The 18,364-nt window shown below is 59.8% G+C and carries 21 protein-coding genes; 4 read left to right on the top strand and 17 right to left on the bottom strand.

Going from position 1 to position 18,364, the window contains the following annotated elements; translation table 11 throughout:
- Window positions 1–19: 19 nt before the first annotated feature.
- The 12 genes from O3S81_RS23810 to rplU all read right to left on the bottom strand — a co-directional run bounded on the left by O3S81_RS23810 (window position 20) and on the right by rplU (window position 10,426).
- Window positions 20–1,348, bottom strand: coding sequence for a S41 family peptidase (locus tag O3S81_RS23810; protein ID WP_269347189.1), 1,329 nt, complete (start codon window positions 1,346–1,348; stop codon window positions 20–22).
- Window positions 1,338–2,735, bottom strand: a complete 1,398-nt coding sequence (locus O3S81_RS23805) for a murein hydrolase activator EnvC family protein (RefSeq protein WP_269347188.1) — start codon at window positions 2,733–2,735, stop codon at window positions 1,338–1,340. Before O3S81_RS23805 ends, O3S81_RS23810 begins: the two co-directional genes overlap by 11 nt.
- 158 nt (window positions 2,736–2,893) lie before the next feature.
- The gene (gene rlmH / locus O3S81_RS23800) at window positions 2,894–3,376 is read right to left on the bottom strand and encodes a 23S rRNA (pseudouridine(1915)-N(3))-methyltransferase RlmH (protein ID WP_174020921.1); all 483 of its coding nucleotides are present in this window, start codon (window positions 3,374–3,376) and stop codon (window positions 2,894–2,896) included.
- A gap of 159 nt (window positions 3,377–3,535) precedes the next feature.
- Window positions 3,536–4,024 (bottom strand): ribosome silencing factor, encoded by a 489-nt coding sequence (gene rsfS / locus O3S81_RS23795; protein ID WP_269347186.1) that lies wholly within the window; start codon window positions 4,022–4,024, stop codon window positions 3,536–3,538.
- Between the two features lie 69 nt (window positions 4,025–4,093).
- Window positions 4,094–4,678 carry a nicotinate-nucleotide adenylyltransferase gene (locus O3S81_RS23790; RefSeq protein WP_442864989.1) on the bottom strand — a complete coding sequence of 195 codons (585 nt, stop codon included), beginning with the start codon at window positions 4,676–4,678 and terminating at the stop codon, window positions 4,094–4,096.
- A 42-nt stretch (window positions 4,679–4,720) separates the two neighbouring features.
- Window positions 4,721–6,007, bottom strand: a complete 1,287-nt coding sequence (locus O3S81_RS23785) for a glutamate-5-semialdehyde dehydrogenase (protein WP_269347184.1) — start codon at window positions 6,005–6,007, stop codon at window positions 4,721–4,723.
- Window positions 6,000–7,169 (bottom strand): glutamate 5-kinase, encoded by a 1,170-nt coding sequence (proB, locus tag O3S81_RS23780; protein ID WP_269347183.1) that lies wholly within the window; start codon window positions 7,167–7,169, stop codon window positions 6,000–6,002. Before proB ends, O3S81_RS23785 begins: the two co-directional genes overlap by 8 nt.
- The gene (gene obgE / locus O3S81_RS23775; RefSeq protein ID WP_269347181.1) at window positions 7,166–8,236 is read right to left on the bottom strand and encodes a GTPase ObgE; all 1,071 of its coding nucleotides are present in this window, start codon (window positions 8,234–8,236) and stop codon (window positions 7,166–7,168) included. Before obgE ends, proB begins: the two co-directional genes overlap by 4 nt.
- 214 nt (window positions 8,237–8,450) lie before the next feature.
- Window positions 8,451–9,041: a GNAT family N-acetyltransferase gene (locus tag O3S81_RS23770; RefSeq protein ID WP_269347179.1), complete on the bottom strand. Its 591-nt coding sequence runs from the start codon at window positions 9,039–9,041 to the stop codon at window positions 8,451–8,453.
- Window positions 9,038–9,670: a GNAT family N-acetyltransferase gene (locus O3S81_RS23765; protein ID WP_269347177.1), complete on the bottom strand. Its 633-nt coding sequence runs from the start codon at window positions 9,668–9,670 to the stop codon at window positions 9,038–9,040. Before O3S81_RS23765 ends, O3S81_RS23770 begins: the two co-directional genes overlap by 4 nt.
- 131 nt (window positions 9,671–9,801) lie before the next feature.
- Complete coding sequence (rpmA, locus tag O3S81_RS23760) at window positions 9,802–10,071, bottom strand: 50S ribosomal protein L27 (protein ID WP_003492686.1); 270 nt, start codon at window positions 10,069–10,071, stop codon at window positions 9,802–9,804.
- 40 nt (window positions 10,072–10,111) lie between these two features.
- Window positions 10,112–10,426, bottom strand: coding sequence for a 50S ribosomal protein L21 (gene rplU, locus O3S81_RS23755; protein ID WP_065114387.1), 315 nt, complete (start codon window positions 10,424–10,426; stop codon window positions 10,112–10,114).
- 332 nt (window positions 10,427–10,758) lie between these two features.
- On the opposite strand from rplU, the gene O3S81_RS23750 reads away from it, so the two are divergent.
- Window positions 10,759–11,199, top strand: coding sequence for a metallopeptidase family protein (locus O3S81_RS23750; RefSeq protein ID WP_269347174.1), 441 nt, complete (start codon window positions 10,759–10,761; stop codon window positions 11,197–11,199).
- An 18-nt stretch (window positions 11,200–11,217) separates the two neighbouring features.
- Here O3S81_RS23750 and O3S81_RS23745 read toward each other — a convergent pair whose 3' ends face one another.
- Together O3S81_RS23745 and O3S81_RS23740 are read right to left on the bottom strand one after the other, a co-directional pair.
- Window positions 11,218–11,424, bottom strand: a complete 207-nt coding sequence (locus tag O3S81_RS23745) for a DUF1737 domain-containing protein (protein ID WP_003505258.1) — start codon at window positions 11,422–11,424, stop codon at window positions 11,218–11,220.
- Window positions 11,421–12,332: an HpcH/HpaI aldolase/citrate lyase family protein gene (locus O3S81_RS23740; RefSeq protein ID WP_269347249.1), complete on the bottom strand. Its 912-nt coding sequence runs from the start codon at window positions 12,330–12,332 to the stop codon at window positions 11,421–11,423. Before O3S81_RS23740 ends, O3S81_RS23745 begins: the two co-directional genes overlap by 4 nt.
- A gap of 110 nt (window positions 12,333–12,442) precedes the next feature.
- Between O3S81_RS23740 and O3S81_RS23735 the strand changes: the two genes are divergently transcribed.
- From O3S81_RS23735 to leuB, 3 genes are all read left to right on the top strand, one after another.
- Window positions 12,443–12,673 carry a hypothetical protein gene (locus O3S81_RS23735; RefSeq protein WP_269347173.1) on the top strand — a complete coding sequence of 77 codons (231 nt, stop codon included), beginning with the start codon at window positions 12,443–12,445 and terminating at the stop codon, window positions 12,671–12,673.
- Window positions 12,674–12,839: 166 nt separating this feature from the next.
- Window positions 12,840–13,445 carry a 3-isopropylmalate dehydratase small subunit gene (leuD, locus tag O3S81_RS23730; RefSeq protein ID WP_010972565.1) on the top strand — a complete coding sequence of 202 codons (606 nt, stop codon included), beginning with the start codon at window positions 12,840–12,842 and terminating at the stop codon, window positions 13,443–13,445.
- A gap of 221 nt (window positions 13,446–13,666) precedes the next feature.
- On the top strand, window positions 13,667–14,779 hold the full coding sequence (gene leuB, locus O3S81_RS23725) for a 3-isopropylmalate dehydrogenase (RefSeq protein WP_269347172.1): 1,113 nt from the start codon (window positions 13,667–13,669) through the stop codon (window positions 14,777–14,779).
- On the opposite strand, the gene O3S81_RS23720 is transcribed toward leuB, so the two are convergent.
- From O3S81_RS23720 to cobA, 3 genes are all read right to left on the bottom strand, one after another.
- A complete protein-coding gene (locus O3S81_RS23720) occupies window positions 14,760–16,010 on the bottom strand; it encodes a cytochrome-c peroxidase (protein WP_331284205.1) in 1,251 nt (416 codons plus the stop codon). The two genes, leuB and O3S81_RS23720, sit on opposite strands and share 20 nt — an antisense overlap.
- Window positions 16,011–16,231: 221 nt before the next feature.
- Window positions 16,232–17,548, bottom strand: coding sequence for a cobyrinate a,c-diamide synthase (locus O3S81_RS23715; RefSeq protein WP_269347170.1), 1,317 nt, complete (start codon window positions 17,546–17,548; stop codon window positions 16,232–16,234).
- On the bottom strand, window positions 17,545–18,333 hold the full coding sequence (gene cobA, locus O3S81_RS23710) for a uroporphyrinogen-III C-methyltransferase (protein ID WP_269347168.1): 789 nt from the start codon (window positions 18,331–18,333) through the stop codon (window positions 17,545–17,547). Before cobA ends, O3S81_RS23715 begins: the two co-directional genes overlap by 4 nt.
- Window positions 18,334–18,364: the final 31 nt, after the last annotated feature.

The raw sequence follows: 18,364 nt of genomic DNA, 5'->3' as shown, positions 1-18,364 counted from the left end.
GGCTGACCGGCGCATTATCTTACTGCTTGTTGACCACAGCCTTTTCCGGATTCGGCGGGAAAGACGGATCCGTCTTGGTGCCGCGCAACAGGTCCAGAGCATAGTTGAGCTGGATGTCGTCCTTGGCTTCCGGCGGCACATAAGCGGAGGAACCCGAACCTTCGTCGGTTTCGCTCTGGCCCTTGATGTGGCCGGAAAGACCCGATTCACCTTCGGTGGTTATCTTGCCCTGCAGCTCAGGCGGCAATGGCTGCTCCACCTTGATGTCAGGCTCGATGCCCGTACCCTGGATCGACTTACCCGACGGCGTGTAATAGAGCGCCGTGGTCAGGCGCAGCGCGCCCGCTTCACCGAGCGGAATGATCGTCTGGACCGAACCCTTGCCGAAGGAGCGCGTGCCGACCACGGTCGCACGACGCAGATCCTGTAGGGCGCCCGCGACGATTTCCGAAGCCGAAGCCGAACCGCCATTGACGAGCACGATCACCGGCTTGCCATCGGTCAGGTCGCCGGCCGTCGCGTTAAAGCGGCGGGTCTCGTCAGGGTTACGGCCACGGGTCGAAACGACCTCACCACGCTCGAGGAAGGCGTCGGAGACATTGATCGCCTGATCGAGCAGGCCGCCCGGGTTGAGGCGAAGGTCGAGCACATAACCCTTCAGCTTGTCGGCCGGCACATCCGCCTTGATCTTCTTGATCGCCTTTTCGAGATCGTCATAGGTCTTCTCGGTAAAGGAGATGACGCGCAGATAACCGACATTGTCACCTTCAACACGGGACTTAACGGCCCGCACGGCAATGACATCGCGCATGACGGTGAATTCGAGCGGCTTGTCGGCGCCCTGACGGATGATCGTCAGCTTGATCGGCGTCTTGACCGCGCCGCGCATCTTTTCGACCGCCTGTTCCAGCTTCAGGCCACGAACCGGCGTACCGTCGATTTCCGAAATGAAGTCGCCAGCGAGGATGCCTGCGCGGGAAGCCGGTGTATCATCGATCGGCGTGATGACCTTGACGAGCTCGTTCTCCATGGTCACTTCGATGCCGAGACCGCCGAACTCACCCTTGGTCTGGGTGCGCATGTCGTTGGCATCCTTGGCATTCATGAAGCTCGAATGCGGATCGAGCGAGCTCAGCATGCCGTTGATGGCATTTTCAACCAGCTTCTCGTCATCCGGCGGCGTCACATATTGTGCGCGCACGCGTTCGAACACGTCGCCAAAGATCGACAGTTCCTTATAGGTCGAAGGCCCGGCCGCCTGTGCCGGCATGCTCGCCGAATAAATCACGCTCATCGCCGTGGCGCCCATAAGCCCACCGATAAGGAGAAGCGAAACCTTACGAATCATTGTGCGCCCTTCCGGTATTTTTTGCGGTCCACCACGGTTGGGAATCAACCGGCACACCATCTTTCCTAAATTCAATGTAGAGCGTTGGCCTGTCGGTTTCCAGCGCCAATGCTGCTGCACTCGCTACTCTTTTTGCACCCATGGAGGCGATGGGCTCTCCGGAGAATACGAACATGCCCTGCCGTGTCCTCACATTGTCCATGCCCGTCATCACCACATGATATCCATCACCCGTATTAAGGATGATCATCCGGCCATAACTGCGAAAATCTCCGGCAAACACCACGAAACCATCCGCAGGTGCCGTCACGATGGCTTCCGGTCCGCTCGCGACAACAATTCCCTTGGAAAAGTGGCCCGTGCCATCCGCATCACCGAAGCGCCGAAGCACTTCTCCCGCAACCGGCACCTCCAGCTTTCCCTTCAAACTCGCGAAGGGATATGCGGGCGCAATGCGGTTTTTATCGGGCATTCCGGCCTCGGCCGCGGCGCGTTCCTTCTCCCGTTCCGCCTCGGAAAGACGGGCCAGACGCTGCTCTTCCGCCCGCGCCTTTTCCATCGCCTCACGCACCGAGGTAATCTCGCCTTCGAGCGAACTGACGAGCCCCTCAAGGCTTGTCGCCTTGCCTGCAAGCTCTTCGGATCGCTTGCGTTCCGCCTCCAGCTCCGCCGCCGTCTGGGTGTTCCTTCGGTCGTTTTCGGCAATCAGCAGGTCGAGGCGTTTTTCCTCCTCCAGACTTGCCGTCATCATACCCGTAAGATCGTCCTTTTCGCGAGCGATTGCCTGCCTGAGATCGGTCAATTCTTTGAGAGCGGTGACCAGCTTGTCGGTTTCGCCGCGAATGCCGGGCACGACTGCTCCGAGAAGAATGGCGCTGCGCACCGAAGCGAGCGCATCTTCCGGCGAAACAAGAAGGGCAGGCGGCGGGTTCCTGCCCATGCGTTGCAATGCGGCCAGAACCTCCGCCAATACGCCGCGTCTTTCCCGCAGCGATGCCTTGACGCCATCCTCGCGCACCGAGAGCTTGGCCAGACGATCTTCGCCGTCGCTGATCTTGGCTTCCAGCGCCTTTCGGCGGGCGGCCGATGCGATCAGCTCCTCACGAATGCGGGCGCTGTCCTGATCGAGGGAGGCGATGCTCTCTTCAAGCTTCCTTGTCTTGTCTTCCGAAAGCCCGATGCTGTCGACCAGCTCCTCCAGATCCTGCCGGTTCTGGTCGCGGCGTTTCTCCAGCGCCTGCAGCGCATCCGGCGACGAATCATCGCTTGCCGCCGGAACGGCGCCCGCATCATCCCGCGAATGGGCCGGACCGTTTCCCATGACGAAAGCAGCAAGAATCGCGCCCGCAAGGGCGGCGTGCCGTTTTCGTTGAGACCTGGTGTCCATTTGAACTTTCTTTGCTGCCGAAGCGGGAGCGCCGATATTAGGGATTTTGCCGTGATCTTCCAAGAGGCCTGAAAAGGCCGCCGTCAAAGCCGTTGGCAGCCAGCGGTGTTGCGGAGCTTCATGTTGAAATTGAGACAATTACTGGAATCGAAACCCGTTCAAACACGGTGATAGGGATGGCCGGAAAGGATCGTGACGGCACGGTAAAGCTGCTCGGCAATCAGGATGCGAACGATCTGATGCGGCCATGTCAGCTTGCCGAGATTGAGAACGGCCGTCGCCTTGTCATAAAGCGCGGGATCGAGCCCGTCGGCCCCACCTATGGCGATCACGAGATCACGTTTACCGCTATCGCGCAGATCGCCGAAAAATGAAGCGAAAGCCGGACTATCAAGCGCCTTCCCGCGCTCATCCAGCAGCACAAGGACGGCGCCATCGGCCAGATGCTTTTCCAGCATCGCCGCTTCTTCGCGTTTGCGGGTCTCGGCATTGGAAGCACGGCTTTCGCCAACCTCGATCACCCGCGAAAACTCCAGCCCGATCGCCGGGCCGGTCTTGGCCAGGCGCTCGATATAACGGGCCGCAAGATCCTTTTCAGGGCCGGATTTTAGCCGTCCCACCGCAAAAATTGAAATCCGCATCGCAAACCTGCATTCGTCGTGACCCAACAGGGTCCCGCTCTTAACAGCATAGTCTGCGGATTCCTATGCGGCCGGCCTGATTTCCGGCCAGAGGCACCGTTTCCGAAGTCAGAAGCGATCTTCGGCAAACACGACGCACTCGCTCAAAGGCTCACCGCATCAATGCAGCGTCTCTTCCGGCATATCCGGCGTCGCCCACATTTTTTCAATGTTGTAGAAGGCGCGGATTTCCGGGCGGAACACATGAACGATGATATCGCCGGTATCGATCAGCACCCAGTCTCCGGTCTCCAGACCTTCGACGCGGGCGTTACCGAACCCTTCATCCTTCATATCTTTGAGAAGATGTTCGCAAATCGCCGAGACATGCCTGTTCGACCGCCCGGAGACCACAACCATGTAGTCCGCAAGCGCCGATTTTCCGGCAATGTCGAGAGATACGATATCTTCAGCCTTGGAGTCCTCGAGGCTCGCGAGGACGGTGTCGAGGGCATGGCCGGCGGCATCGGCGCCACTGTCCTGACCCTTCGGGATAGCAACAAATGCTCTTCCCTTGGCGTGTACTGTTGTCAGAGGTTTTCCTTTCCAAGAATGACAAAACAGGCACTGCGCGACGCGACTCTCTGCGTCACACAATGAAGGTGGCATCAAAGCATTAACTTTTCAAGATATGGAGCCTTCGACGGCCGCCCCATACATCATTTGTGATCGGACGTGTCATTTGCGCCCGTTACGCAAGGCCGTGGAGCTGAGCGTCGAACGCGGGCCGTGAATGAAAACCCAGGCGGGTGCGCGTTTTTTCCACAGAACCCCCGCATCATCCTCATCTATCCGCGCCTGACTGAAAGCCTGCGCCATGGTGGAGGAGAGATAAGACAGGGTCGAACCCGGACGATCGATCACCGCGATCGGGAAAGTCTCGGCGATGGTGCGCCATTTCTGCCAGCGATGGAAGCTCTTCAGATTATCCGCCCCCATGATCCAGATGAAGCGCACATGCGGATTTTTTGCTTTCACCTTGGCGAGCGTATTGGCCGTATAGCTGATGCCCAGTGATTTTTCGAAGGCCGTGACCTTGATGCGCGGATCGTGAACCAGCTTTTCGCAGGCGGCGATGCGATCTTCGAGAGACGCCAGTTCCGAGCGACTTTTCAGCGGATTGCCCGGCGTGACCATCCACCAGAGCTGATCGAGACCCAGCCTGCGCAGTGCAATTTCCGCCACGAGCGCGTGGCCTGCATGCGGCGGATTGAAGGAGCCGCCGAAAAGCCCGACGACCATGCCGCGTTCCACATGCGGCATGGTGAGATAACGTCTGTCGAGGCGCTTATCGGCCGGCAAATATCAGGTCCGTGTCTGGCCGGTGCCATGCACCCGGTATTTGAACGAAGTGAGCTGCTCGACGCCAACCGGACCCCGCGCATGCATCTTGCCGGTGGCGATGCCGATTTCCGCACCCATGCCGAATTCGCCGCCATCCGCGAACTGCGTCGAGGCATTGTGCAGCAGAATGGCCGAATCGAGTTCGTTGAAGAAGCGCTCCACAACGGCCGGATTCTCGGCGATCACCGCCTCGGTATGGTTGGACGAATAGGTGCCGATATGATCGATCGCACCGGAAATGCCATCCACCACGGCGACCGAAATGATCGCATCGAGATATTCGGTGCGCCAATCCTCCTCCGTCGCAATCTTCAGGCCGTCAACGACATCGCGAACCGCCTGAGAACCGCGCACTTCGCAACCCGCGTCAAGCAGGGCTTTCACGAGCGGCTCAAGATGCGTGGAAACGGCAGCGGCATCCACCAGCAGGGTTTCGGCTGCACCACAAATACCGGTGCGGCGCATCTTGGCATTAACGACGATACGTTTTGCCATGTCGAGATCAGCCGAGGTATCGACATAGATATGGCAGATGCCTTCCAGATGCGCGAAGACCGGTACACGGGCTTCCGACTGCACCCGCGCCACCAGGCTCTTGCCGCCCCGCGGCACGATGACGTCAACCGTGCCGTTCAAGCCGCTGAGAAGCGCGCCGACGGCAGCGCGGTCGGTTACCGGCACCAGCTGAATGGCATGCTCGGGGAGCCCGGCAATCTTCAGGCCCTCCACCAGGCAGGCATGAATGGCACGCGATGAATGTTGCGAATCCGAGCCGCCACGCAGGATCACGGCATTGCCGGCCTTGAGGCACAAAGCACCGGCATCCGCCGTCACATTCGGGCGGCTTTCATAGATCACGCCGATGATGCCAAGCGGCGTGCGCACGCGCTCGATCTTCAGCCCGTTGGGACGATCCCAGGCGGCAATGACCTCGCCGACCGGATCGGGCAGCGCGGCAACCGAGCGGATGCCTTCGGCAATGCCGGCGATGCGCGCATCATTGAGTGTCAGCCTGTCCACGAAGGAAGCGGCAAGACCGGCGCTTTCCGCCGCCGCCAGATCCTTGCGGTTGGCGGCAAGGATCGCCTCCTTCGAAGCCTCGATGGCGGAGGCCATGGCAAGAAGCGCACGGTTCTTCTGGCCGGTGCCGGCAATGGACAACGGTCGCGAAGCAGCTTTCGCCTGAGCGCCGATGGTTAACATCAGCGCATCGATATCATGGCTCTGCTTCACGGCCTGTTCAGGCATGGACCTCATCCTTCTTTACATTCTTCACTTTGACGGCAGCACCCGTCATCACCAGATCGTCGCGATGGATCATCGCCGCGCGCCCGACATAACCGAGGATCGCCTCGATCTCATTGGACTTGTGACCGATGATGAGACGCGCTTCCTCCGCATCGTAACCCGCAAGACCACGCGCGACTTCACGGCCTTCAGCGCCGATAATGGCAACCGCATCACCGCGTCCGAAATTGCCTTTCACCAGCCGCACGCCGGCGGGAAGCAGGCTTTTTCCGGCATAGAGGGCCCTTTCGGCCCCTGCATCCACATGGATTTCACCGGCCGGCTGCAATTGCCCGGCAATCCAGGTCTTGCGCGCGGTCACCGGTGTGCCGGAGGGCGCAAACCACGAAGAGCGCGCACCATTTTCAATGGCCTGCAGCGGATTGAGCGTCTTGCCGGAGGCGATGATCATGCCGCAGCCGGCAGCGGTCGCGATCTTGCCCGCATCGATCTTGGTGCGCATGCCGCCGCGCGAAAGCTCGGAAGCCGCGCCGCCCGCCATGGCCTCGATCTCGGGGGTGATATCGGCAATCGTCTCAAGAAATTTCGCATCCGGATCGAGATGCGGCGGGGCCGTGTAAAGCCCGTCAATATCCGAAAGCAGCACCAGCAAATCCGCACCCGTCATGGTCGCCACGCGGGCGGCCAGACGGTCATTGTCGCCATAACGGATTTCGGTGGTCGCCACGGTGTCGTTTTCATTGATGATCGGGATGGCGCCGATCTTCAAGAGCTGGTTGATGGTGGCGCGCGCATTGAGATAACGGCGGCGCTCCTCGGTGTCAGAGAGCGTCAGCAGAATCTGGCCGGCAACGATCTCGTGCCGCGACAGGCTTTCCGACCATGCCCGCGCCAGCGCGATCTGTCCGACAGCCGCCGCCGCCTGGCTTTCTTCCAGTTTCAATGCGCCGGAAGGCAGGCCAAGCACGGTGCGGCCAAGCGCGATGGCGCCCGAAGACACGACCTGGACATCCGCGCCGTTTTTCTTCAGCGCGGCAATGTCCTCGCAGATGGCATCCAGCCAGTCTTTCTTCAGGCCGGTCTTCCGATCCACCAGAAGCGCCGACCCGATCTTGATGACGATCCGGTGATGGCTCGCCAGCGGCTTGCGCGTCAGGCTCATAGGCGGTCGTCCTCTTCCTCGGCCTCGCTATCCTCATGTGGCATGGACCGGTCGGGCAGGGCGGTCTCACCGCCCTCGCTTGCCGAGACGATGATATCACGCAGTGCACGAAGCGCTTCCGTCATGCCGATATGCGCGGCGGCCGACAACAGAAGCGGCGGACGGCCGCAGGCCTTTTCCAGTTCCTTGGCCTTCTTTTTCAGTTCTTTTTCATCGAGCACGTCGATCTGCGACAACGCCACGATTTCCGCCTTGTCGGTCAGCCCGCCGCCATAGGCATCCAGTTCCGCCTTTACGGTCTTATAGGCCTTGCCAACCTTTTCTTCCTGCGCGGAAACGAGGTGCAGCAGCACGCGGGTGCGCTCCACATGGCCGAGGAAGCGGTCGCCAATGCCCACGCCTTCATGCGCGCCCTCGATCAGGCCAGGAATATCGGCCAGCACGAATTCGCGCCCGTCGATTGTCGCGACGCCGAGGTTCGGATGCAGCGTGGTGAAGGGATAATTGGCGATCTTCGGCCGCGCGCGGGTTACCGTCGCAAGGAAAGTGGATTTACCGGCATTGGGCAGGCCAACGAGACCGGCATCGGCGATCAGCTTCAGGCGAAGCCAGACCGTCTTTTCCTCACCTGCAAGACCCGGATTGGCGTGGGTGGGAGCCTGGTTGGTGGACGACTTGAAATAAGCATTGCCGAAGCCGCCGTTGCCACCGGCGGCAAGACGAAAGCGCTGGCCTTCCTTGGTGAGGTCGACGATCAGCGTCTCATTGTCTTCCTCGAATATCTGCGTACCGACCGGCACTTTCAGCACGACATCCGAACCCTTGGCACCGGTGCGGGTCTTGCCCATGCCGTGCTGTCCGATCGAGGCCTTGAAATGCTGCTGGAAGCGGAAGTCGATCAGCGTGTTGAGGCCATTGACCACCTCGACCCAGACGTCACCGCCGCGACCGCCATCACCACCGTCCGGGCCGCCGAATTCGATGAATTTTTCACGCCGGAAGGAAACGGCACCCGCGCCGCCATCGCCGGACTTGATATAGACTTTTGCTTCATCGAGAAATTTCATCGGACTGCCGTTCTGTCGGTTTGCGGGCACACCAACCAATCGTGCTGTGCCAAACAAAAATATCGTCGTTTCGAATACAAGCGCTTCTCCGCAAGGTCAAAGACTATCGTGCGGGAAGCCCCTGCGCGGGACAAGGCCGGTTTGCCTCAAACCGGCTTCGTTTAACGCATCGGGCCGAAAACTCTCTCTGTTTTCGGCCCGATGCTCCTCAGTATCAGCGGTGCGGCCGGATGAAATCTTCAGCCGTGATCACCGTATCGATATGCGCCACCATGGCGGCGCGCGCCGTGGCGTAAATCTGGTGGCAACCGGTCACCCGGAAGCCGAGTTTCTCCTGCACACGCAGCGAAGCGGGATTGTCCGCAAACACGCCGGAATGAAGGGTTACCCCCGGCATGCGGCGGAAGAACCGCTCCACCACGCCGGCCACCGCCTCGGTCATGTAACCCTTGCCCCAGTAGAAGCGGTTCAGCCAGTAGCCAAGATTCCACTCGCCATGCCGCAATTCCACCGAGACGACACCGATCAGGGTATCGTCGCCACTGGTAATGGCGAAATCCCAGTCGGGCAGGGTGCCGGAGGTGCGCAGGACCAGCCATTCCAGCGCATCCTGCTTGTGATAGGGCGCGGGAACACGGGCCAGCATTCTGGTCACGGCGAAATCACCAAGCGTTTCCGCGATGCTGCCGGCATCGGAAAGCCGCTGCGGTCGCAGCACCAGACGCCGCGTCTCGATGACGGGGCAGGGGCCGGGCGGCGCCGTGGTGGTGGCCGTCCGGCGACGGGTCAGTTCGAGCGCGCTCATCCCATATCCCCCCAGCTCTTCAGCGAAACCCAGGTCTTGCGATCCAGCCGGTACCATTCGACCGGCACCATGCCGCCGAGCGCCAGCGAACCGACCATGCCGGAGCCCTGGAACTGGAAACCACATTTCTGGATGACGCGGCGCGACGCGATGTTGGTGACCCGGCAACGGGCATCAATCTGGTCGATTTCACGCGTGCGGAAAGCCATGTCGATCAGCGCATGCGCCGCTTCGGTCATGTAGCCGTGGTTCCAGTAGGGTTCCCCCAGCCAGTAACCGATCTCCAGCGTCTTTTCGTCTTCCTGGGGTTCGAGCGCGCAGCAGCCTAAAAACTCGCCATTGTCCATGCGGGTAATCGCATAGACGCACTTGCCAATCTCGCCAGCTTTGGAGCGTCGCACAAAGTCCGCGGCGTCTTTCGCCGTGTAGGGGTGCGGCATACGCGACACCATGGTCGCGATATTGGCATTGTTGGCAAGATGGGCAAGGGCGTCGATGTCTTCTTCGTGAGGCTTGCGTAAAACCAGCCTCTGCGACAGTAAAACGGGGCAATCGCTCCTCGACCGATCGGGCCTCGGCCGCTCTTCGGGTGACCGTGATTGGTCAACCCTCAACAATTCAGCTTGCATGGTTCAGTCCCTCCTTGGGGGTAAAGAAAAAGGGGAGTTGGGTGGTGCCCCATCTCCCCTGTTTTCTTGACTGAACCTGATACGTCTCAGCCGGGTCGATGGGACACCGGCTGCATATGACGCTTACCGGCTTATTCTGCGGCTTCCGCTTTCGGAGCCACGGATACGAATACGCGGCCGTTGGCCTTCGTACGGAAGTTCACGTTACCTGCGGTCAGTGCGAAAATCGTGTGGTCCTTGCCGATGCCAACATTGGCGCCCGGATGCCACTGCGTGCCGCGCTGACGCAGAATAATGTTGCCTGGAATGACAGCTTCGCCGCCGAACTTCTTTACGCCAAGGCGCTTGGATTCGGAATCGCGACCGTTACGCGAGGAACCGCCAGCTTTTTTGTGTGCCATTGGAGTTCTCCTTTAAACCTTGTTTCCCGTGTCGCGCCGATCAGGCAGCAACGATGTCCGTGATGCGGACGACAGTGTGATGCTGACGATGGCCGCGCGAACGCTTGGAGTTCTGACGACGACGCTTCTTGAAGGCGATGACCTTCTTGCCGCGATTGTGCTCGACAACTTCAGCCTTGACGATGGCGCCCTTGACGAAGGGAGCACCGATCTTGGCGTCGGCGCCTTCGCCAACAACGAGAACTTCGGTGAATTCTACAGTTGCGCCTGCCTCTGCTTCCAGCTTTTCGATGGTCAGCACGGCGTCGGCCGCTACGCGGTACTGCTTACCGCCGGTCTTGATGACTGCGAACATTGTTTATCCTTTCATGTTCGTTCCGGCTCTGCCCGCAAATGCAAGCTGGCCGTCTTTTTATCAGTCGGAATTTGGTAGAAACCCGTCGGGACGGAATGCCCCTTTGAATATCTGCCGGTGAAGCCGCCTTTTAAGGGGCGGAATAAACGGAAGGCGCACTACGCCATCAATTTGGGTGCCGATTACGCGAGACGCCCGTTTATGTCAAGATGACGACGGCTTGAAAAGTAACTGTAACGCCAAGAATTTCATGCTTTTTCGGCGGGTGAAGCAGACGGGTCTCGAAATTTGCCCCGCAAGTGTTTATATGGGCCTTCCAACAAGGAGCAGAAATGGCCCGCATAGACCAGACCGACGATTGGCGGGACCGCCATGCGCCGACACTTTCCGCCTTCGAGTCGCTTGCGATCGAGGCATATGGCCACCTGCCGGAAGAATTTCGCGCATTGACGAAGGATCTCATCATCGAGATCGCCGATTTTCCGACCGATGACGTCTTCGAGGACATGGCACTCGAAACACCCTTCGATCTTCTCGGTCTCTTCGAAGGGCGCGGCATCTCCGAACGTTTCACCATGGAAACGGGTGAGATGGTGAACCGCATCACACTCTATCGCCGTCCCATTCTCGACTATTGGGCCGAGAACGAGGAAACGCTGGGCGACATCATCACCCACGTCCTCATCCATGAAATCGGCCACCATTTCGGCTTGTCGGACGATGACATGGAGCGGATCGAGGAAAGTGCCGACGAGGCCGCCACCGATCGCTGATCGGGCGGCGGCTGTCTCTCATTGCTCTCCGAGCTTCATGTCCGGATGATATTCCTTGCCTTCGACCACCTTGGTCACGGCCTGGCCGCAATGCATGACGCCGCTTGCGGCGTTGAAGGCATAGCTGGGTGAGCCGGCAAGCTCCCAACCCTTGTTCAGGGCTTCGGTGACCCGGTGACAGAATTTCGCGTCGTCCGGACCGGTGATGAAACGATAGACCTTCACGTCTGTTTTGCCTTTCCTTGTTCGATAGTATCGGCCATGGCGACCAGCCTTTCGGCCTCAACCACATGCAGCCGTTCAATCATGCGACCGTTCATGTTGATGACGTTCAATTCCACAGATTCCGGTTTTGCGAAAGCTGCAATGATCTCGCGCGCTTCCGCAACCGCCGCCTCATCCGGGCCGAAGTGCCGGTTGGCCGCTTCGATCTGGGCCGGATGGATCAGCATCTTGCCATCGAAGCCCATGGCGCGCCCCTGTTCACATTCGGCTTCAAAAGCCTCGATATCGCGAAAATCATTCGAGACGCTGTCAATGACGTCGAGCCCATAAGCCCGTGCGGCAAGAACCACCTGCATCATCCACGGCACAAGATAGGTGCGGCCGGGAAGGCGCGGAACCCGCGTTTCCTTGCCAAGATCGTTGAGCCCGATGACGAAAGCGGCAAGCCGGGCATTCGGCGTATGGGCCGCGTCGGCAATCGAGGCGGCGTTGAGGACACCAAGCGGCGTTTCGATCATCGCCCAGATTTTCACGTGCTCGGGCGCATCCACCTCAGCCAGAAGATCGGCCACCTCATGAATGTCGGAAGGCTGCTCCACCTTCGGCAGCAGCACCGCATCCGGCCGGTAGGAAAGCACGAGCTGCAGGTCCGCCTTTCCATCCGGCGTCGAAAGTGGATTGATGCGGATAACGGTTTCCCGTCCTTCGAAAGACGGACCTGAGAACAGTTTTTCCAGATTGTCCCGCGCCTTGCCCTTCATATCGGGCGCAACCGAATCCTCGAGATCGAGGATCACACCATCACAGTCGAGCTCCCGGATTTTTTCGAGTGCCCGGACATTGATGGCCGGAACTGACAGCAACGAACGACGTGGTCTCACGGAAATATTTTCGGAAAAATTGACGATGCCGCACTTGTGTCAAGCTTTTGTGACATCTGCAAGCTGACAATCCACCGAATCCTCTTGCAAGCCGGAAGAAGAAGGCCCACATTCGTCTGGATAGAAAGGTTTGGATCATGCAAGGCATACGTTCGTTTTTCATCGCCGCATCCGGCATTGCCATTCTGGCGATGGTCGCTCTTTTCACCGCGTCGCTGACGGTGGCATTTATCGGTGTACTCGCGGTTCTGAGTGCTGCCCGCCTGCTTACCGCGCGTCTGAAGCCGGCCCCAATTCCGGTCAAGCCCCGTAACCAGCGCGACATGCGCGTCTGGAACGACGGCAAGGGTACGATTATCGATCTCTGAGGTCGGTTTAATCCGGTCAGGATGCGACAACGCCCAACGAGGCGTACCGAAGAACGCGGGTTTGCGCTTCTAAAGCGCCGAGTTTTGCAGTATTTCCCAGCAGAGAACATCCGGCAGGCTTTTGTCAGTGCCGGATTTTGTTCAAGGGAAACACGGGAAGCGACAGATGGAAAAATTCACCAAGCTGACGGGCGTCGCCGCGCCCATGCCGGTCGTCAATATCGACACCGATATGATCATTCCGAAAGATTATCTGAAGACCATCAAGCGCACCGGCCTCGGCAAGGGCCTTTTTGCCGAGTCGCGCTATCTCGAAGACGGCTCGCCCAATCCCGATTTCGTGCTGAACAAGCCAGCCTACCAGAACGCCCAGATTCTCGTCGCCGGCGACAATTTCGGCTGCGGCTCGTCGCGCGAACATGCGCCATGGGCGCTTCTCGATTTCGGCATCCGCTGCGTCATCTCCACCAGCTTCGCCGACATCTTCTACAATAACTGCTTCAAGAACGGCATCCTGCCGGTCGTTGTCAGCCCCGAGAACCTCGAAAAGCTGCTTGACGACGCCTCGCGCGGATCGAACGCGGTTCTCTCCATCGATCTGGAGCGCCAGGAAATCAGCGGCCCCGATGGCGGCACGATCACCTTCGAGATCGATGAATTCAAGCGTCACTGCATGCTGAACGGCCTCGACGATATCGGCCTGACGCTGGAACATGCCGGCGCCATCGACACCTTTGAAAAGGCGAACGCCTCGGTCCGCCCCTGGGCCTGACCACATTTCCGCTCTTCAAAAAAGCCGATCCCGTACCAAACCGTACCGGATCGGCTTTTGCTTTGCTTGAAAAGCCCTTGAGGCGGAGATAAGAAGCCCCCGATCCCGTCCGGCAGCAATATGACTTGGCATGCGCAGGACGGAACGAGTTTGACGCCGCGCTCGCCGCCATTGAAAACCCTTCAGGATGTTTTCCGGCGCGCCGCCCAAGGAGGGTTCTCATGACAGTCCGTTCGCTTTTCCTGCTGCCCGGTGATGGTATCGGCCCGGAAGCCATGGCCGAGGTCCGCAAGCTGATCGATTATATGAACAGCGCGCACAATGCCGGCTTCACCGTTTCGGAAGGCCTCGTCGGCGGTTCGGCCTATGACGCCCACGGCGTCGCGATTTCCGATGCAGACATGGAAAAGGCGCTTGCCGCCGATGCGATCCTGTTCGGTGCCGTCGGCGGTCCGAAATGGGATGGCGTGCCCTATGAGCATCGCCCGGAAGCCGGCCTGCTTCGTCTGCGCAAGGATCTCGAACTTTTCGCCAATCTGCGTCCTGCCATCTGCTATCCGGCACTTGCCGCAGCCTCCTCGCTGAAGCCGGAACTGGTCGAAGGTCTCGACATCCTCATCGTCCGCGAACTGACGGGCGGTGTTTATTTCGGTGAGCCGAAGCAGATCATCGATCTCGGCAACGGCCAGAAGCGCGGTATCGACACGCAGATCTATGACACCTTCGAAATCGAGCGCATCGCCAGCGTCGCCTTCGAACTGGCCCGCACGCGTGACAACCGCGTCTGCTCGATGGAAAAGCGCAATGTCATGAAGTCGGGCGTGTTGTGGAACCAGGTTGTCACCGAAACCCACGCTGCGAAATACAAGGATGTTCAGCTGGAGCATATGCTGGCGGATGCCGGCGGCATGCAGCTGGTGCGCAAGCCCAAGCAGTTCGACGTCATCGTGACCGACAACCTGTTCGGCGACATGCTGTCCGACGTGGCCGCCATGCTGACAGGCTCACTCGGTATGCTGCCGTCTGCCTCGCTCGGTGCACCTGATGCCAAGACCGGCAAGCGCAAGGCCATGTATGAGCCGGTGCACGGTTCGGCCCCCGATATTGCCGGCAAGGGCATTGCCAACCCGATCGCCATGATCGCGTCCTTCGCCATGTGCCTGCGCTACTCTTTCAACATGGTGGATGAAGCCACCAAGCTCGAAGCAGCAATCGCCAACGTATTGGACAAGGGCATCCGCACCGCCGACATCATGGCCGATGGTTGCCGTCAGGTCGCCACCTCTGAAATGGGTGATGCGGTTCTCGCCGAATTCAAGGCGCTTTCGGCGTAACGCTTGATGAAACGGGCTGGGCAGGCGGCACCGCCGTCTGCCCGGCCTCCTTCGGCAGAAGATGTTCATACCGCCTGTCGGTCAGCGTCTTCAAAAATGCCACGATGGCGTCCACCCGCTTGTCATCCAGCGCCGGCGCGGATGTCAGCTCTGTCATGGCGATGTTCTCAGGCACTTCCGGCGCATCCCATGTCTTGCCGGTTTCCGGATTGATCTGACGGCTGGGCTTCTTGCTCTTATATTTCACGTAAAACAGCACCACCGTTCGCAGGTCCTTGAATACGCCATTGTGCATATAAGGACCGGTCACGGCGACGTTGCGCAACGTTGGCACCTTGAACTTGCCCCGCTGGGCAGGATCGCCGGCGACGGCCGGATTCTGCGCCAGACCCAGATCGACAGCATCCGGCTTCGAGCCATTCACCGCCCTGACCGCCGTATTGGCGGGAACGCCGATGTTGAAATATTTGTGGTTGGTGAAGAGGCCGTCTTCCAGACCCTTTGCGCCACGGATTTCATGGCAGGTATTGCAATTGGTGAACTGCGTAGACGAAATCAGAACGCGGCCCAGTTCCTCCTGGTCGGTCAGCTTTTCTTCGCCGCGCAGGAAGCGGTCATATTTGGAATCGAAGGTGGAAAATTCGTCCGAGTGCTCGAAGCTCGCCAGCGCCTTGGTCATCGCGGCATAGGCGGTTTCATCGCTCTGGAACACATCCTTGCCGAACTGCGTGCCAAAGGCCGCGACGTAATCCGCGTTCTCCCAGAGCCGTTTCACGACAGCGGCCTTATCCGGCATGCCCATTTCGAGGGGATTGAGCGGCGGCCCGCCCGCCTGATCCTCCAGCAACGAGGCACGGCCATCCCAGAACTGCCCGCCCACATACTCTCCCGCCGCGTTCTTGCTGAAAGGCGGCGTGAACTTCGCGTAAGCCGCAGTGGGCGCATTGCGGTCGCCAAGAGAAATCCCGTCATCGCCCAGCGATACATCCCGCCCGACCTTTTCGCTCTCCCGCGCATCGGAAAACCCGGCCGCCTGCATATGGCAGGTGGAACAGGCCATGGTGCGGTTCATCGAAAGATTGGGGTCATCGAAGAGAGCCGCACCGAGCTTTTCCAGCGTCGCATAATCTTCACCGCCATGGGCAGCGGTGCCGTCGAACCCGGCGCCCAAAGGGGCTAGAAGAATGGGTGCCGCGAGAGCGACAGAGAGAAAAAATCCGGGTTTCATCATCGGTAGGCACGCTCGAAATAAAATGCGCAGTAACAGGCTCAAACCGGGAAATGTCAGGCGGTTTTCGGTCCCGTCGCGCTTCACCGGACTGGGCAGCGAGCGCTAACTCGCTTTTCCATATCCCATAAAAAGACCTATAGCACTTTCCCGTGATCGGAGCCTACAAACTTTCGCAGCTTGCTCCACTTTGCCGCACGTCCCTCGGCCAGAACCGCAAACGATCAGCCGCCTCTGGCTATGGCGTGGAAGAAAGCGCCCGAGACAAAACCTCTCCTGCCGCCCGATGGCCCGAGCGGGCGGCCCTGCCCGTCGGCGATCCGGGCAAAGGGCTCATCGCGGCCGGGATCGGTGACCCGGGCATAGTGAAACTCGTGGCCGCGCAGAACATCCCCCGCCACGCCGAGCGGGCCGTCTGCCGCGATCGTCGCCTGCCGGTAACCGAGATTCATCTTGCGTGTCGCAAAGCTCGTGGCGTGCGACAGGAGACCAGTCATGGCATGGGTCACGCCGTCAGCATCCTCCAGCGCCTCGCCGAGCACCATGTAACCGCCGCACTCGCCATGCACCGGCTTAGTCTCTGCAAAACGGGAAATACCCGCCTTGAAGCCGGCAGCGCCGGCAAGTTTTCCGGCAAAAAGCTCGGGATAGCCGCCCGGCAGCCAGCAGATATCACAGCTCTCATCGGGCGCCTCATCAGCGAGCGGCGAAAACGGCACGATCCCTGCCCCGGCCGCACGCCAATGCTTCCTGAGATGCGGATAAAGGAAGGTGAAAGCGGCATCCTCCGCCAGCGCGATGCGCTGACCGGGTGGCACAATTGCCGCCTCCACCGAACCAGAAGGCATCTCCACCGGCGCAGCGAGTGAAAACAAGGCGTCGAGATCGATGGATTTCTCCATCGCATCCGCGAGCCGGTCTATATGTGCGTCAATTTCCGGATGTTCGCTCGCCTGCACCAGCCCCAGGTGCCGCTCCGGCAGGATGAGAGAAGGATCGCGCAGAACGCAGCCGACAACGGGCAGTCCGATTTTTTCGATGGCTTCGGTGCACAGCGTCCGGTGCCTTTCGCTGCCGGCCCGGTTCAGCACCACCGCCCCCATGGTGACATCAGGATCGTAGTGGGCAAAACCATGCGCAATGGCAGCTGCCGTCTGCGACTGACCGGAAACATCCAGTACCAGCAGCACGGGAATGCCGAACAGCCGCGCCAGATCCGCCGCCGAGCCGGTACGGTTTTCCGCCACGGGAATCCCGTCGAACAGACCCATCGCGCTTTCGATGAGAATGAGTTCCGCGCCCTCGGTCTGCTGCGAAAACAGATGCCGCAGCAGGTCCGGCTGCATGGCCCAGCTGTCCAGATTGAGACCCGGCGTGCCGGTGGCGAAGGCATGGAAACCGGGATCGATATAATCCGGCCCCGTCTTGATGCCGCGCACCTTGACCCCGCGACGCGCAAAGGCGCGGAGCAGGCCGATGGTCACGCTGGTCTTGCCGGAGCCCGAGCGCGGCGCCCCAATGATGATTGCCCGCGCCGTCATGGACCGGACACTCCAAGACGGTCCCGCATCGAAACAATCTCGCCGATGACGATCAAAGCCGGCGCTTCGAAGCTTTCCCGCCTTGCATCGTCAGCTATGCTTTGCAATGTGCCGATGAAAATCCGTTCCTGCGCAGTGGTTGCCGACATGATGACGGCGACGGGCGTTTTTCCCGAACGTCCACCCTGCATCAAAAGACCGGCAATCGTGCCGATATTCTTCAGCCCCATATAAACGACGATGGGTTCCTGCGTTTTCGCCAATGCCAGCCAGTCGAGATCCTCTTCGGTGCCTGCTGCGTGGCCGGTGGCGAGCGTCACGGCGCGGCTGATGCCGCGCATGGTGGCCGGAATGTGCGCCGAGGCGAGTGCAGTGAACGACGAGGTCATGCCCGGCAATATGCGAAACGGAATGCCGGCGTGGACAAGCGCTTCCGCCTCTTCACCACCGCGCCCGAAAATAAAGGGATCACCGCCCTTCAGCCGCAGCACCTTTTTGCCCTGCCGGGCAAAATCGATCAGCGAAGCAGTAATATCATCCTGCATCGCGGAGGGCTTGCCGCCCCTTTTGCCGGCAAAAACAATCTCTGCCTGCGGACCGAGCGCCACGACATCGTCGCTCACCAGCGCATCGCGCACGATAATATCGGCCTGAGACAGCGCGAGCGCCACTTCGAGCGTCAGATAACGCACGTCGCCCGGCCCCGCGCCCGCGAGCCAGACGTGTCCGGCTTCGAAGACCGGACCTTTTGTGGCGATGCTATCTAAAATCTGCGGTATCGACATTGTTCTTGGCTGCTTTTTAACGATGACGGAA

This window comes from Agrobacterium sp. SOY23 (assembly GCF_027212525.1).
Lineage (GTDB): Bacteria > Pseudomonadota > Alphaproteobacteria > Rhizobiales > Rhizobiaceae > Agrobacterium > Agrobacterium tumefaciens_I.
The sequence above is the reverse complement of the archived record's forward strand: the minus strand, read 5'-3'. Positions and strand labels throughout refer to the sequence as shown.